This window comes from Cryobacterium arcticum (genome assembly GCF_003185895.1).
Classification (GTDB): Bacteria; Actinomycetota; Actinomycetes; order Actinomycetales; family Microbacteriaceae; genus Cryobacterium; species Cryobacterium arcticum.
On sequence record NZ_QHLY01000009.1, the window covers coordinates 133,133 to 147,414 of the forward strand.

At 68.7% G+C, this 14,282-nt stretch carries 9 protein-coding genes; 5 read left to right on the top strand and 4 right to left on the bottom strand.

Features of this window, described 5'->3' with window-relative positions; genetic code table 11:
* Positions 1-59: 59 nt before the first annotated feature.
* Complete coding sequence (locus CTB96_RS08695; RefSeq protein WP_110126533.1) at positions 60-374, bottom strand: transcriptional regulator; 315 nt, start codon at positions 372-374, stop codon at positions 60-62.
* Positions 374-1,267: a hypothetical protein gene (locus CTB96_RS08700; protein ID WP_110126534.1), complete on the bottom strand. Its 894-nt coding sequence runs from the start codon at positions 1,265-1,267 to the stop codon at positions 374-376. The genes CTB96_RS08695 and CTB96_RS08700 overlap by 1 nt, the downstream gene beginning before the upstream one ends.
* A gap of 213 nt (positions 1,268-1,480) precedes the next feature.
* Between CTB96_RS08700 and CTB96_RS08705 the strand changes: the two genes are divergently transcribed.
* The gene (locus tag CTB96_RS08705; RefSeq protein ID WP_110126535.1) at positions 1,481-3,676 is read left to right on the top strand and encodes an MMPL family transporter; all 2,196 of its coding nucleotides are present in this window, start codon (positions 1,481-1,483) and stop codon (positions 3,674-3,676) included.
* Positions 3,677-3,833: 157 nt separating this feature from the next.
* On the opposite strand, the gene CTB96_RS08710 is transcribed toward CTB96_RS08705, so the two are convergent.
* Positions 3,834-4,421: a TetR/AcrR family transcriptional regulator gene (locus tag CTB96_RS08710; protein WP_181397203.1), complete on the bottom strand. Its 588-nt coding sequence runs from the start codon at positions 4,419-4,421 to the stop codon at positions 3,834-3,836.
* A gap of 284 nt (positions 4,422-4,705) precedes the next feature.
* Here CTB96_RS08710 and CTB96_RS08715 point away from each other — a divergent pair, with 284 nt between their 5' ends.
* Positions 4,706-5,902 (top strand): MFS transporter, encoded by a 1,197-nt coding sequence (locus tag CTB96_RS08715; RefSeq protein WP_181397204.1) that lies wholly within the window; start codon positions 4,706-4,708, stop codon positions 5,900-5,902.
* An 85-nt stretch (positions 5,903-5,987) separates the two neighbouring features.
* Positions 5,988-7,229 carry a family 1 glycosylhydrolase gene (locus tag CTB96_RS08720; RefSeq protein WP_110126538.1) on the top strand — a complete coding sequence of 414 codons (1,242 nt, stop codon included), beginning with the start codon at positions 5,988-5,990 and terminating at the stop codon, positions 7,227-7,229.
* Between the two features lie 76 nt (positions 7,230-7,305).
* Here CTB96_RS08720 and CTB96_RS08725 read toward each other — a convergent pair whose 3' ends face one another.
* Positions 7,306-8,748: a helix-turn-helix domain-containing protein gene (locus tag CTB96_RS08725; protein WP_110126539.1), complete on the bottom strand. Its 1,443-nt coding sequence runs from the start codon at positions 8,746-8,748 to the stop codon at positions 7,306-7,308.
* Between the two features lie 161 nt (positions 8,749-8,909).
* Between CTB96_RS08725 and CTB96_RS08730 the strand changes: the two genes are divergently transcribed.
* Together CTB96_RS08730 and CTB96_RS08735 are read left to right on the top strand one after the other, a co-directional pair.
* Positions 8,910-10,787, top strand: a complete 1,878-nt coding sequence (locus CTB96_RS08730; RefSeq protein ID WP_110126540.1) for a phosphoenolpyruvate carboxykinase (GTP) — start codon at positions 8,910-8,912, stop codon at positions 10,785-10,787.
* 159 nt (positions 10,788-10,946) lie between these two features.
* Entirely contained in the window at positions 10,947-14,129 is a 3,183-nt protein-coding gene (locus CTB96_RS08735; RefSeq protein ID WP_110126541.1) for an alpha-mannosidase, read from the top strand.
* Positions 14,130-14,282: the final 153 nt, after the last annotated feature.

The window sequence follows — 14,282 nt, forward strand, 5'->3', positions numbered from 1 at the left end:
TTACCGGTCGGCACTGGGTACCGCACGCGGGGGCCGACACGTGCCGCGACAGGTCCAGGTCAGGACGCCGGCGGCAGCCCCGCGGCGATAGCCTGCAGCGCGGCAACGTGGATGCGCATGGCCGCGATCCCGGCGCCCGTGGCGGTGAGCCAAGTGCGCGGCCGGTTGCCCACGAAGCCCTTGCGAACGGCAACGTAGCCCGCCGCACTGAGTGTGCTGATCGCTTTGCTCAGGGCTGAATCGTCGGTCTCGAGCAGGTCGCGCAGGGTGCCGAAATCGATCTCGACATCCGCTCGCAGTGCGGCCATCACCGAGAAGCGCAGCGGGGTGAGCAGGGCGTCGTCGAGGTCGTGCCGGGGGTGGTGGGCGCCCATCAGGGTTCCCAGATCGGCGCGGGCCGAAACGCCGCGATCACCAGCGGTGCCGCCACACAGACGCCGCCGACGATACCCACCACGGTGAGATCCCAATTGGTGCGCGAGAGCACGACGGCCAGGCCGAGCATGAGCAGGTAGGAGCAGCCGAAGGCGGACCACTGTTCGCGACCCCATTCGCCGGCCAGACGGGGGAGACCCCACCTGCTCTGCTGGGTGACCATGACGGTGCAGAAGAAAGCGATCACGGTGAGCCCGCCGGCCAGGATCAGCGTGGTACCGCTGAGCGCAGCGATGGCGCCGAGCCACAGGCCGAGCACGGCTGTGGAAATCTGGCTGGCCCCACCGAGAGGTGCGAGCCACACCGGTTTGGGGCGGCGGACGCCCCAGTTGCGGGCCCGCCGCGCCGACTGTGTCGCCAGGAGCAGGAGCGGCACCGTGGTGACCACCGTGATCAGGAGCGCCAGCGGCCACGGCGTCTGCCAGAACACCACCAGTATGAGGGCGACACACAGGGGAAGCATGCTCGCGCTGGCAACGAGCACCCTGCGGGTGCGGGAGCGCCCGTGGCCCGCCGTGTGCAAGGACTGCCGGAGACCCTGCTCGAGTGACGTTGCCGCCAGGAACGGCACCAGGATCAGAAAGGCGAAGCCCAACCCGTTCGGCTCATAGCCGTTCGCACCGGCTCCCAGGCCGGCGTTGCCCCCACCGGAGAGCACGACCGCGAAGACGTAGGCCAGCACGGCCGCGGCCATGCAGGACTCGGCGATGGCGCGAGTGCGTGCATCGATTGCTGCATGCACCCGGTCGTTGAGGGCGTCGCCGACCTGCAGTAGCCGGGCTGCCGCATCCGTACCCGACTGCGGGCTGTCGCCGCTGGGCTGGTCGATCATTGTGTCCCCCGATCTCCGCACCGATGCCGGCGCACTGGCAGCTTAGCCTGTACTTGCCATGTGGCAAGTGCGTAGCCGACGCCCACCTTCTCGCCGACGCCGCGGTCTACTGCAAAAGATGTAGAACAGCTGATCTCGCTGAACGATTCGGCCATCTGTCGCCGACGTCACACTCGGAATATCACGTTTCCCGCACCATCTGAGGAGTCATACATGTCCACGTTTCTTGCACGAGTCGGCCGGTTCAGCGCCCGGCATCGATTGGTCGTGATCGGGGCCTGGCTCTTGATCTTCGCCACCCTGATCGGCGCGCTGGTGATCGGCACCAACACCGGGTCGAAGGATGCCGCTGCTGTCTCCATCCCCGACTCGCCCGCATCGCAGGCGCTCGAGCGGATGAACGACGAGTTCCCCGCCGCCGAGACAACGGGCAGCACCCTCCAGCTGGTGTTCCAGCCCAGCGGCAGCGACGTGTCTGATCCCGTCGTCGCGGCGGAGATCGCGGCCGTCCTGAGTGACGCCGCCGCGCTTCCCGGCGTCGAATCGGTGACCGACCCCTTCGATCCCGCGCGGCCTTATGTGTCGGCGGATCGAAGCATCGCGGTGGCGACTCTGACCTATGGAGAAGTGGCCGAGGACGACCAGGTCGCCTACTACGACGCTGCCCTGGACCTGCAGTCCGATGCGTCGGCCGACCTCGGTGTGCAGTTGGGCGGCAACCTTGTTCCGCTCGGCGCCCCGGCCCCCGGCATCGGCGAGGGTGCCGGCGTCGTCATCGCCTTCCTCGTGCTGATCCTCACCTTCGGTTCGATGCTGGCGGCCGGGGTCAACCTGCTCATCGCGGTGTTCGGCGTGGGAGTCGGCCTGGTCGGGGTGCTCGCCTACGGGGCGTTCTTCCCCATCGACGACAACTCCATCATTCTGGCGGCGATGTTGGGCCTGGCCGTGGGCATCGACTACACCCTCTTCATCCTGTCCCGCTTCCGGATCGAACTCCGCGGCGGCAAGAGCGTGGAGGATGCTGTCGCCCGGGCCAGCGGAACGGCCGGCACCGCCGTCGTTTTCGCCGGGCTCACCGTCATCGTTGCTTTGGTGGCGCTACTGGTTGCGAACATCAGCGTCATCACCCAGATGGGGTTCGCGGCGGCGGCTGCGGTCGCGATCTGCGTGCTCCTCGCCCTCACGCTACTGCCCGCGATCATGCGCACCATGGGCACGAGGGCCCTGTCGAGGAAACAGCGCCGGGACCTTGAAGCGGGTGTCATCTGGCAGGAAGGAGCCGTGCAGAAGCACGGACTCCTGCGCGGCTGGGGCAGCTTCGTCGTGAATCGCCCGCTGATCAGTGTGGTTGCCGGTGTGTTGATCCTTGCGGTTGTCGCCCTGCCGATGTTGAGCATGAAGACGGCATTCAGCGTGCCGGGCGGTTCAGACCCCAGTTCCACTGAGCGCACCGCCTACAACCTGATCGTCGATGAGTTCGGTGGCAGCCAAAGCCCCCTCATCGTGCTGGCCGAGGGCGATAACATCGCCACGCAGACCGCGGGCGTCGAGGCCGATCTGGCCGCACTCGACGGAGCACAGATGGTGGTGCCGGCCGAGATCTCCGCCGACGGAACCATGGCCAGGATCATCCTGATCCCCGAGGGCAGCCCGATCGACGAGCAGACCAAGGACCTGGTGCACAGCATCAGGGATGACGCGGATTCGGTGGCCGGGGTGCACCTCGAAGTCACCGGCGAAACCGCCATCGGCATCGACCAGGACGCAGCGTTGATGAGCGCCCTGATCAAGTACATCATCGTCATCGTCGTGATCTCGGTGCTGCTGCTCATCGTGATGTTCCGGTCGTTGCTCATCCCGCTCATCGCCACCCTCGGCTACCTCCTCTCGGTCGGCGCATCGTTCGGCGCGAGCACCGCTGTCTTCCAGTGGGGCTGGCTCGATCCCCTCATCGCGGCGCCGCAGGGCGACCCGATGCTCAGCCTGCTGCCGCTGCTCCTGGTGGGTGTGTTGTTCGGGCTTGCCATGGACTACCAGGTCTTCCTGGTCTCCCGCATGAAGGAGATGCACGACAAGGGAATGGCGCCCAAGCAGGCGATCCGGGAAGGCTTCGCCCGGTCCGGCCCGGTGCTCGTGGCCGCGGCCACCATCATGACCGTGGTCTTCGGCGGCTTCGCCACCGGCACCTTCGCGGTCGGCGCGTCCATCGCGTTCGGGCTCATGGTGGGCGTGCTGGCGGATGCGTTCATCGTGCGCCTCGTGCTCATGCCCGCGATGCTGAGCCTGCTCGGTGAGGCCGCCTGGTGGATGCCCGCCTGGCTGGACCGCATCATCCCCGATATCGACACCGAGGGCCACGCCCTCGCCGACGCTCCATCTGCCGAGAAGCCGGTGCTCGCCAACGTCTAGAGCCGGGACAACTCGGTGCCGCGAGTGCATAACTCCTGCAATTCTCAGCCCTGTCAACGCGGATGACCGCAATCACGCGATCGTCGGTCTGCCGGATCCGAGAATTGCAGGAGTTGCGCTACCTGGAGGGCGCATTCATCTGGTTTCGCGGTGCAGGCTAGATCGGCTCGATGAGCAGGCTGTTGATCAGACGGCGGATGTCCTCAGCCATGTCGACCTCGAGACTGTTGAGCCAGAGGAGCTCGAGCCCCTCGGTCGTGGCGAGGGTGAGTAGCGCTGCCCTGCGTGGGTCGACGCCGTCTCGCAGTCCGTCGGCTGCGCCCACCTCTTCGAAGGCCAGGGTGACGGCTGCTGCGATGCGCTCGAACCGGGCGACGAAGTAGTCGTGCGCCGGATGGTCGGGGTCGGTCGCTTCGGCGGACAGGATTGTGTAGAGCTGCACCACGCCGCGCAGCGATTCCTGGGTGCGGGAGATCTCGACGAGACTCGCGAGAAAATCCCGGCCGCGGCGCCCGTCGAGCAGGAGCTCGGCTCGGGTGTCGCGCTGCTCGAGGACGGCCTGCAGCAGGGCCAGCTTGCCGGCGAAGTGATGCACGACACCGGTCTGTGTCATGCCCACTGAGCGGGCGATCTCGTTGACGGAACTGGCCGTATAGCCGCTCTTGGCGAAGGTGGTGAAAGCTGCCTCGAGGATCTCAGCGCGCCGTTCGACGCTTTTGCTGTACTCACCTCGGGGACCGGCCATGGTCGTCAGGTTATCAGCTTCAGGTGAAAATATGACACCCATAATATTTTTGTGTTAGCGTCTCCTCGTCGTCGCAAAATCGAAGACAGCAGTTCAACGTAGAGCAGCCGCATCAGAGCGGACCATTAGGCAAGGAAGCCCCTATGACCCTCCCATCCCCATCCGCGATTCCGCGGGTATCCAGCACCTCGAGTGTGGCCGTCTCGGCCTCGACCCTGAACGAGTTGACCCCGACAGCGTTACTGCGAGCGCAGATGCATCAAAGTCGCGGATTTGTTTTCTTCTTGGTTTTCGCAACGATCGGTGCCGGCGCGGCACAGATGTCGGCCGTGCTGCTGACCCTCACCCTGAAGGCCACCGAGCTCAACGCCGACGGAGCCGCGACGATACTCGCGATCTCGAGCGGCATCGTCGGGCTGATCACGCTCGTGGCGCTGCCGGTCTTGGGCTCGATGAGTGACCGCTCGCGGTCGCGGTTCGGTCGCCGACGCCCGTTCCTGGTTGCCGCCGCCGTCTTCTTCATCCTCGGCGGATTCCTGCTCGTGACAGCGACCTCGGTGCCGCTCTTCGTTCTCGCTCACGCCGTGATCAACCTCGGGTTCATCGCCACTGTCGTGACGGCGACGGCGCTTCTCGCCGATCAGATCCCCGCCAACAAGCGCGGGCCGGCCTCGGCGTTCGTGAGTCTCGGCACGCCGATGGGAGCCCTGCTGGGCACGGTGATCGCCCTGCCGTTCGGCGCGGACCTGGTGCCGCTGATCGGGATCCCCACCGCCATCGCCGTGATCGCGGTTCTCCTGCTCGCTGTCGTGCTGCGTGATCCCCAGTTCGAGCAGCGTCGTGCCCGCCGCAGTCTCGGCGAATTGCTCAGCGTCTTCTGGGTCAACCCGCTCAAATTCCCCAACTTTGCTTGGGTATTCACCAGCCGGATGCTCGTGTTCTCCGGCGTCGCTGCGCTCAATGGCTTCCAGGCGATTTACCTGCTGCAGAGCGTCGGCCTGGCGCCGGCCGGGTTGGGCGGCGCGATCCTGCTCACCGTCGTGGTGAACACCGGAATCTCCCTCGCCGTTGCCCCCGCCATCGGCCGGCTCAGCGATCGCCTCAACGTGCGCAAACCCTTCATTGTTGCGGCCGCGGTCATCCTTGGCGTCGGCCTCGTGCTGGCCTCGATGGCACCGAGCTTCGGCTGGTACCTGGCCGCGGCCGGTGTGGTGGCGCTCGGCCAGGGCGTCTACTTCGCCGTGGAGCTGGCGCTGGCCACGAGCGTGGTGCCCGACCCTGACAACCCGGCGAAGGACCTCGCGATCTTCAAGATCGCCGACAACCTGCCCGTCTCTTTCGTCTCCGCCGCGGCCCCATTCCTGCTGGCCATCGGCGTGGGCACGTCAGGTGGGCAGAACTTTGCTGCCCTTTTCGTCACCGGTGCTGTCGCCGCGATCGTCGGCGGCCTCTCGATCCTCTTCGTGCGCGGCGCACGGTAGGGGGTGTGGGCCGTCCGAACGACGGCCCACACCCGGCATATCCAGCGGACCTAGTTCGACGTAAGTCAGAAAGAAAGTCTCCAACATGACAACTCAGTTTCCCGCAAACTTCCTCTGGGGCGTGGCTCAGGCCGGGCACCAGAACGAGGGCGACAACATCCACAGCGACATCTGGTTTCTCGAGAACACAGTGCCCTCGCTCTTTCAGGAACGCAGCGGGCCCGGCTGCCAGGGCTACGAGCGGTGGCCGGACGACCTCGACATCGTCGCTGGCCTGGGTTTGAACGCCCTCCGCTTCTCGGTGGAGTGGGCGCGCATCGAGCCCGTGCGCGGTCAGGTGTCGGTCGACGCTCTTGACCACTATGAACGGGTGGTCGACGGATGCCTCCAGCGCGGGCTCGCGCCCATCGTCACGCTGAATCACTTCGCCGCGCCGAGCTGGTTCTCCGCAGCGGGTTCCTGGCTCGCGGATGACGCGGCCACGCTCTTCGCCGAACAGAGCGATCGGGTGATGCAACGATTCGGCGATCGCATCGCGGCCGTCGTGACGCTCAACGAACCAAACCTCGAACAGCTCCTGCAGGCCGGTGGCAAGCTGCCTCCGCACGCCGAACAGCTCAAGATCGAGATGCTGGCCGCCGCGGCCCGTGCGGCCGGTACCGAACGCTATTTCGCGTCGAACGTGCTGCCCGCTGCCTCCCAGCAGGAGTTCCAGGAGGCCTTCACGGTCGCGCACCGCGCGGCGAAGGCGGCGATCAAGACGCGCCGCGCCGATGTGCCGGTGGGGGTGTCGATTGCGATCAGCGACGAAGTGGCCGTCGCCGGTGGCGAGGAGAGCCGGGACGCCCGGCGGGCCGCGGTCTATGACCACTGGCTCCGGGTGGCTCGGGACGACGACTTCATCGGGGTGCAGAACTACGAGCGCACCCTGCACGGACCCGACGGAGAGTTCCTACCGGAGGGGCCGCGAAACGACATGGGGTCGGTGATTGCGCCCGGGTCGCTCGCCGGCGCGGTTCGCTACGCGCACGACGTCTCCGGCGTGCCGGTGTTCGTCACCGAACACGGCATGCAGACCGACGACGACACGAACCGAGCCGCGTTCATTCCCGCCGCCCTCGACCTGCTGGCCGAGGAGATCGCCGCGGGCACGCCGGTGCTCGGCTACACGCACTGGACGCTGATGGACAACTTCGAGTGGATCTTCGGCTACGGCCCCAAGCTCGGACTACTCTCCGTGGACCGGGAGACCTTCGAGCGCACGCCCAAACCCAGTGCCGCTGTCTACGCCGCCAGCGTTGCGGGGTACCGCAACGGCGCTGCGTAGCGGACTACCAGGCCCCGGTACCGCGCGGTCAGCCGCCGGGCCGGGGTGGACCCGGGCGGGGCGCCCCCGCGCCGGCCTACTGGTCGGCGTGCGCCTCGAGGAACTCGTAGACCTCGGTGTCGTCGACGCCGGGGAAGGTGCCGCTGGGCAACGGGGAGAGCACGTGCGCGTGCAGCCGGGCGCTCGGCCAGGCCAGGCCGCTCCAGCGGCCGGCGACAGCGCCGGAGGGTCGCCGGCAGCAGGACTCGTCGGGGCAGCGGGACACCGCCCGCTGCGTGGTCTCCCGGCCCCGGAACCACTTGGCTTGCGCGAACGGGGCGCCCACGCTGATCGAGAATTCGCCATCCGACGTGGTGCCGGTCTGGGTGGCGCACCAGAAGGTGCCGGCCGGGGTGTCGGTGTACTGGTAGAACTCGGTGGTGCGGTTGGTGTGGGTGAAGGCGCTGCGCGCGCTCCACTGCTTACACACCAGCTGGCCCTCGATCGACCCGGTCACGTCGGCCGGTAACGGTAGGCCGTCGTTCTCGTAGCCCTTCTGCAGGGCGCCGTCACCGGAGACCCGGAGGAAATGCACGGTCATGTCCAGGTGCGCGGTCGCCAGGTTGGTCAGCCGCAGGGCCGCCGCCTCGTGCGTGACCCCGAATGCGTCGCGCAGGTCTTCGACCGACAGTACCCGCTCCCGCTTGGCCGCCTGCAGGAACGACAGGGTGGCGTCCAGTGGCATCAGGCAGCAGGCCGCGAAGTAGTTGATCTCCAGTCGCTGCCAGAGAAATTCCGCGTAGCTGGTGGGCCGCTCGTGGCCGAGCAGCCGGTGGCCCATCGCCTGCAGAGCCATCGAGCGCAGACCGTGCCCGCCGGGGATCGACGCCGGCGGCAGGTAGATGCGGTGGTTGGCCAGGTCGGTCACCGACCGGGTCGAGTGCGGCAGGTCATTGACGTAGATCAGGGTGAAGCCGAGTTGCTCGGCCATCACGCTCACCTCGCGGTGGGTGAGCGCGCCGGAGACGTGCCCGGAGGCGCGCACGCGCTCCTCGGCGAGCTTCTCGATATCGGGCATGTAGTTGCCGCGCTCGCGCATCCGCTCGCGCAGCTCGGTATTGGCCCGGCGCGCTTCCTCCGGCGTGGCGATGGCCTCACTGGCGCGGCGGGCCAGCTCGCGGTGCAGGCCGACGAGCGACTCGATCGCCGGCAGCGGCATGCCCTTGGTGACCTTCACCTGGGGCAGGCCGAGGGCGCCGTAGAGCGGGTTCTTCTGAGCGCGGGCCAGCTCGATCTCCAGCGCCGCGCGGGTGTTGGGCGCCTCATCGCTGAGCAGGTCGGCCAGTGGCACGCCCAGCGCCTGCGCCAGCTGCTGCAGGGTAGACAGCTTGGGTTCCCGCCGGCCGTTCTCGATCAGCGAGAGCTGGCTGGCCGCCAGGCCCACCAGCTCGCCGAGTTGATCGAGGGTGAGCGTGCGCTCGCTGCGAAAGTGACGGATGCGATGACCGAGGGTGACCAGGTCGGAGGCCGGCGTTGGCATTCCTTAAGCATACGTAAAGAAACTCATTTCTTAACAGCCCTTTCTTCGTTTTGGCGGGGAATTCGGTCGCATTCTTAATGAGCAGGACGAAATTACCGCTCCCGCCCCTCGTTTTTGCCCCATCCGGAGCATGCCCAGCCGTAGCAGAGGAAGGCCAGACCATGACCGTCACCCACCCCGTCCGCAGCGATATCCGCGCCCACGCCGCCCCCACGACACCGACCGTGGTCTACGGCGCTCCGACCGGCACCACCGACCCGGCCCTGCAGGCCTGGGTCGACGAGATCGCCCGGCTCACCCGGCCGGATGTCGTGGTTTGGTGCACCGGTACCGCCCAGGAGGCCGATGTGCTGTCGAAGCAGCTCGTCGCCGAGGGCAAGCTGATCCGGCTCAACCCGGAATGGCGGCCGAACAGTTTTCTCGCCCGCACCAGCCCGTCGGACGTTGCCCGGGTCGAGGACCGCACCTTCATCTGCTCCACGCACCGCGATGACGCCGGCCCCACCAACAATTGGGCCGAACCGACCGAGATGCGCGCCGAACTCAACGCAGCGTTCGCCGGCAGCATGCGCGGCCGCACGATGTACGTGGTGCCGTTCTCGATGGGTCCGCTCGGCGGCCCCATCTCGCAACTCGGCGTGGAGATCACCGACTCGCCCTACGTCGTGCTGAACCTGGGCATCATGACCCGGATGGGCACGAATGTGCTGCGCCTGATCGAGGCCGGCACCCCGTGGGTGCGTACGGTGCACAGCGTGGGTTTCCCGCTCGTCGACGCCGAGGGCGTGCGCCGGGCCGACGTCACCTGGCCCAGCAACGACACCAAGTACATCGTGCAGTTCCCCGAGGACCGGGAGGTCTGGTCGTTCGGATCCGGCTACGGCGGCAATGCGCTGCTGTCCAAGAAGTCGTTCGCGCTGCGGATTGCCTCGGTGATGGCCCGCGACGAGGGCTGGCTGGCCGAACACATGCTGCTGATCAAGGTGACGTCGCCCGAGGGCGGCAGCTACCATGTGGCCGCCGCGTTCCCCTCGGCCTGCGGCAAGACCAACCTGTCGATGCTCAAGCCCACCGTGCCCGGCTGGAGCGTGGAGACCATCGGCGACGACATCGCCTGGCTGCGCCCCGGCGACGACGGCCGGCTCTGGGCGATCAACCCGGAGGCCGGGTTCTTCGGAGTGGCGCCCGGCACCGGCGAGTCCACCAATCCCACCGCGGTGCAGACGGTGTGGGGTAACACCATCTTCACCAACGTCGCCCTCCGCGACGACGGCGACGTCTGGTGGGAGGGCCTGACTGATACCCCGCCCGCGCACCTCACCGACTGGGAGGGCAATTCCTGGACGCCGGACAGCAATCGTCCGGCCGCGCATCCGAACTCCCGGTTCACCGTGCCGGCGGCGCAGTGCCCGTCGATCGCCGACAGCTGGGAAGACATCGGGGGTGTGCCCATCGACGCGATCCTGTTCGGTGGCCGCCGCGCCACGAACGTGCCCCTGGTCGCGGAGGCCCGCAGCTGGAAGCACGGCGTATTCATGGGCGCCACCATCTCCTCGGAGAAGACCGCCGCCGCCGAAGGCACCGTGGGGGAGTTGCGCCGCGACCCGTTCGCGATGCTGCCGTTCTGTGGCTACAACATGGCCGACTACTGGGCGCATTGGCTGCGCGTGGGCCGGGGTCTCGGCACCCAGGCGCCGGCGGTGTTCCAGGTCAATTGGTTCCGCAAGGGCGACGACGGCAGCTTCCTCTGGCCCGGGTTCGGCGAGAACTCCCGGGTGCTCGAGTGGATCATCCGCCGGGTGGAGGGCGCGGCCGATGCGGTCGACACCCCGATCGGCCTGCTACCGGTGGAGGGCGCCCTCAACCTCGATGGGCTCGATGTGAGCCCGGATGCGCTCGAGCAGCTGTTCCGCATCGACCCGGCCTCGTGGCTGGCCGAGTGTGACCTCACCGAGGAGTTCTTCGCCCGGTTCGGCAGCCGGGTGCCGCCTGCCCTGCACGCCGAACTGGCCAGCGTGCGCTACCACCTCGCCCACTAGCCCGCCCCGGCTAGCCCAGGCGGCCGAATGCCGATTCGCGGGCACCGCGCCGTTTCGCGGGTGGCGCGCCGCTCGCGCAGCGGCGCCTGACACGCGAATCGCTGCGCACGTCCGTCCATCCCGCGGATCGGGCTAGGGTGCCCGCGAGCGGAGGCGATCATGCATCACAACGAACGACTGCACGATGAACGACTCGAGCGGGTGCTGCGGGAGCGGCTGTTGCCCGCCGTGTACCGGGCACGGCATCCGCTCGAAGTGGCCGCATGGTCGGCGGATGCGGCGGTCGCCGACCCGCCCGTCGGCTTCGACGAGGCCGTGCGCCAGACATTCTCCCCGAGCGGCCCCGGCGCCGGCTGGGGTGCGCCCTGGGGCACCACCTGGTTGCACATCACCGGCGACGTGCCCGCGGAGTGGACCGGCATCTCCGGCACCCAGCCGGAGGTGGTCATCGATCTGGGCTTCACCGCCGCGATCCCCGGGTTCCAGGCGGAGGGTCTGGTGTATGCCGCGGACGGCATGGTGATCAAGGGGCTGCAGTCCCGCAACCGCTGGGTGCCCGTGCCCGCCGGGACCCCGGCCGACGACGGCACCTCACCGGCCGCGGTGGCCACCAGCCCCGGCGGTCCGATCGACCTCTACGTGGAGGCCGCGTCGAACCCCGACCTCGTGCACGACTTCGGCTTCGCCCCGACCGCGCTCGGCGACCCGGCCACCCTCGGCCCCGGCCCGTTGTACACCCTGGGCCGGGTGGATGTGGCGCTGCGGGACCTCACGGTGTGGAACCTTGTGCAGGACATCCGGGCCCTCGACGGCCTGCAGCGCGTGCTCCCCGCTGCATCCACCCGCCGCGCGCAGCTGCGTGCCGGGCTGGAGCGCTGCCTGGACCGGCTCGACCCCGACGACGTGGCCGGCACCGCGGCCGAGGCCCGGGCGGAGCTGGCGCCACTGCTCGACCGCCCGGCCACAGCCAGCGCCCACCACGTATACGCCGTCGGGCACGCCCACATCGACAGTGCCTGGCTCTGGCCGCTGCGGGAGACCCCGCGCAAGGTCGCCCGCACCCTCGGGAACGTGCTCGCCCTGCTGGAGGAGAACCCCGACTTTCACTTCGCCATGTCGTCGGCGCAGCAGTTCGCGTGGGTCAAGGAGTACGACCCTCAGTTGTTCGAGCGGGTGCGTGCGGCGGTGGCGGCGGGCAGCATCGTGCCCGTGGGCGGGATGTGGGTGGAATCGGACACGAACCTGCCCGGCGGCGAGGCCCTGGTGCGGCAGTTCGTGGCCGGCCAGCGGTTCTTCAGAGCGGAGTTCGGTGTCGAACCGGCCGAGGTGTGGCTGCCCGACTCGTTCGGCTACTCGGCGGCGTTCCCGCAGATCGCCCGGCTGGCCGGCATGCGCTGGTTCCTCACCCAGAAGCTCTCCTGGAGCGACACCAATGTGTTCCCGCACCACACCTTCCTCTGGGAGGGCATCGACGGCAGCCGCATCTTCACCCACTTCCCGCCCGTCGCCGACTACAACGCCGAACTGACCGCCGCCGAACTCGCCCGCGCCGAGCGCCTGTTTGCCGAGAAGGCGCACGCCACGGTGTCGCTCGTGCCGTTCGGTTGGGGCGACGGCGGGGGAGGACCCACCCGGGAGATGCTCGCGGCCGCCCACCGTACCCGCGACCTCGAGGGTTCGCCCACCGTGGAACTCTCGACGCCGCAGCGGTTCTTCCAGGCGGCCGAGGCGGAGCATCCGTCGCCGCCGGTGTGGTCGGGGGAGCTGTACCTCGAGTTCCACCGGGGCACGTACACCTCGCAGGCTCGAACCAAACGCGGCAACCGTCGCAACGAACACCTGCTGCGGGAAGCCGAGCTGTGGGCGGCCACCGCCGCGGTGCGCACCGGGGCGGCCTATCCGCACGCCGTGCTGGAGCGGGCCTGGCAGACTGTGCTGCTGCTGCAGTTCCACGACATCCTGCCGGGCACCTCGATCGCCTGGGTGCACCAGGAGGCCGAGCGTCGGCACGCCGACACGGCGCACGCCCTCGCCGGCGTCATCGACGACGCAGTACGCGCCATCGCGGGCGCGGGCGAGCGCAGGCTGCGCCTCAATGCCGGCCCGTATGCGGTGGATGGCGTGCCCGCGCTGGGTGCGGACGCCGACGGTGCCCTCGCCCAGCCCGGCTACGCCGCTGCCTTGATCGAACGCACCCCGGCCGGCTTCGTGCTGCGCAACGACCGTCTCGCTGTCACCATCGACGCGGACGGGCTCATCCCCTCGCTGCTCGACGTGCTGGCGGGCCGCGAGCTCATCCCGGCCGGACTTCGGGGCAACCTGCTTCAACTGCACCGAGACGCTCCCACCCGCTGGGATGCCTGGGACATCGACGCGTCACATCGGCGCACGGTGACGAACCTCACCACCGCCGAGACCGTGCAGGTGAGCGTGGAGAGCGACGAACTCGTGGCGGTGCGGATCGTGCGCAGCTTCGGCCGCTCGCGGGTGGAGCAGCATCTCACCCTCCGGGCCGGATCGCCCACCCTCGATGTGCGCCTGGTGATCGATTGGCACGAGCGGCAGAAGCTGCTGCGGCTGGTGTTCCCGTTCGACGTGCACGCCGAGCGGGCCGCCTCCGAGATCCAGTTCGGGCACGTCTTCCGGCCGACGCACGCGAACACCAGCTGGGATGCGGCCCGGTTCGAAACCGTGGCGCACCGCTGGGTGCACGTTGGGGAGCCCGGCTACGGGGTGGCGGTGGCGAACGACTCCACCTACGGCCACGCCATCGACCGCACGCCCCCGGTCGCCGGCGAGGCTGCCGAGCGCACGGGGGCGATGGGCGAGCGAGCCGGTACCACGGTGCGGCTGAGCCTGCTCCGCGCTCCGCTCTACCCCGATCCCGGCGCCGACCAGGGCCGGCATCAGCTGCACGTCGCCGTGCGGCCCGGTGCGGGCATCGCCGAGGCCGTGGCCGAGGGTTACCGGCTGAACCTGCCGCTACGCACCGTCACCGGGGTCGCCGCGCCGAGCATCGAGCCGCTCGTGCGCATCGACAACCCGGCCGTGGTTGTGGAGGCGATCAAGCTGGCCGAAGACGCCAGCGGCGACCTGATCGTGCGGCTCTACGAGGCGCACGGCAACCGGTCGACCGCGCGGCTCATCCGGCACTTCGAGGCGACGGATGTGGTCGAAGCCGATCTGCTCGAACGCCCTCTGGCCGTGCCCCGCGTCGAGCTCGCCGCCGGGGCGCCGCTGCCAGAGGAGTCGTCCGAGGAGCCTCCGCCCGGGCCCTCCCGCGAGCTGATCCTCACGCTGCGCCCCTTCGAAATCGTCACGCTGCGCTTCATCCGCCCCTGACTCGCGGGCTGAGCACCTGACTCGGGGTGGAGTATCTCGCGAAAGCGGCAAAGTGGTTGCTTCCGGGGCGCCCAAGCATCCACGCGCCCGCTTTAGCGGGCTGGGGCACGCACACGAGCGGCCGCCACGTGGGTGGGGTATTCGCGAGAGCGG

Bases quoted from the DNA above. Each gene is read 5' to 3' on its own strand.
- CTB96_RS08695 (WP_110126533.1), bottom strand. From the start codon at position 374: ATGGGCGCCCACCACCCCCGGCACGACCTCGACGACGCCCTGCTCACC.
- CTB96_RS08700 (WP_110126534.1), bottom strand. From the start codon at position 1,267: ATGATCGACCAGCCCAGCGGCGACAGCCCGCAGTCGGGTACGGATGCG.
- CTB96_RS08705 (WP_110126535.1), top strand. From the start codon at position 1,481: ATGTCCACGTTTCTTGCACGAGTCGGCCGGTTCAGCGCCCGGCATCGA.
- CTB96_RS08710 (WP_181397203.1), bottom strand. From the start codon at position 4,421: ATGGCCGGTCCCCGAGGTGAGTACAGCAAAAGCGTCGAACGGCGCGCT.
- CTB96_RS08720 (WP_110126538.1), top strand. From the start codon at position 5,988: ATGACAACTCAGTTTCCCGCAAACTTCCTCTGGGGCGTGGCTCAGGCC.
- CTB96_RS08725 (WP_110126539.1), bottom strand. From the start codon at position 8,748: ATGCCAACGCCGGCCTCCGACCTGGTCACCCTCGGTCATCGCATCCGT.
- CTB96_RS08730 (WP_110126540.1), top strand. From the start codon at position 8,910: ATGACCGTCACCCACCCCGTCCGCAGCGATATCCGCGCCCACGCCGCC.
- CTB96_RS08735 (WP_110126541.1), top strand. From the start codon at position 10,947: ATGCATCACAACGAACGACTGCACGATGAACGACTCGAGCGGGTGCTG.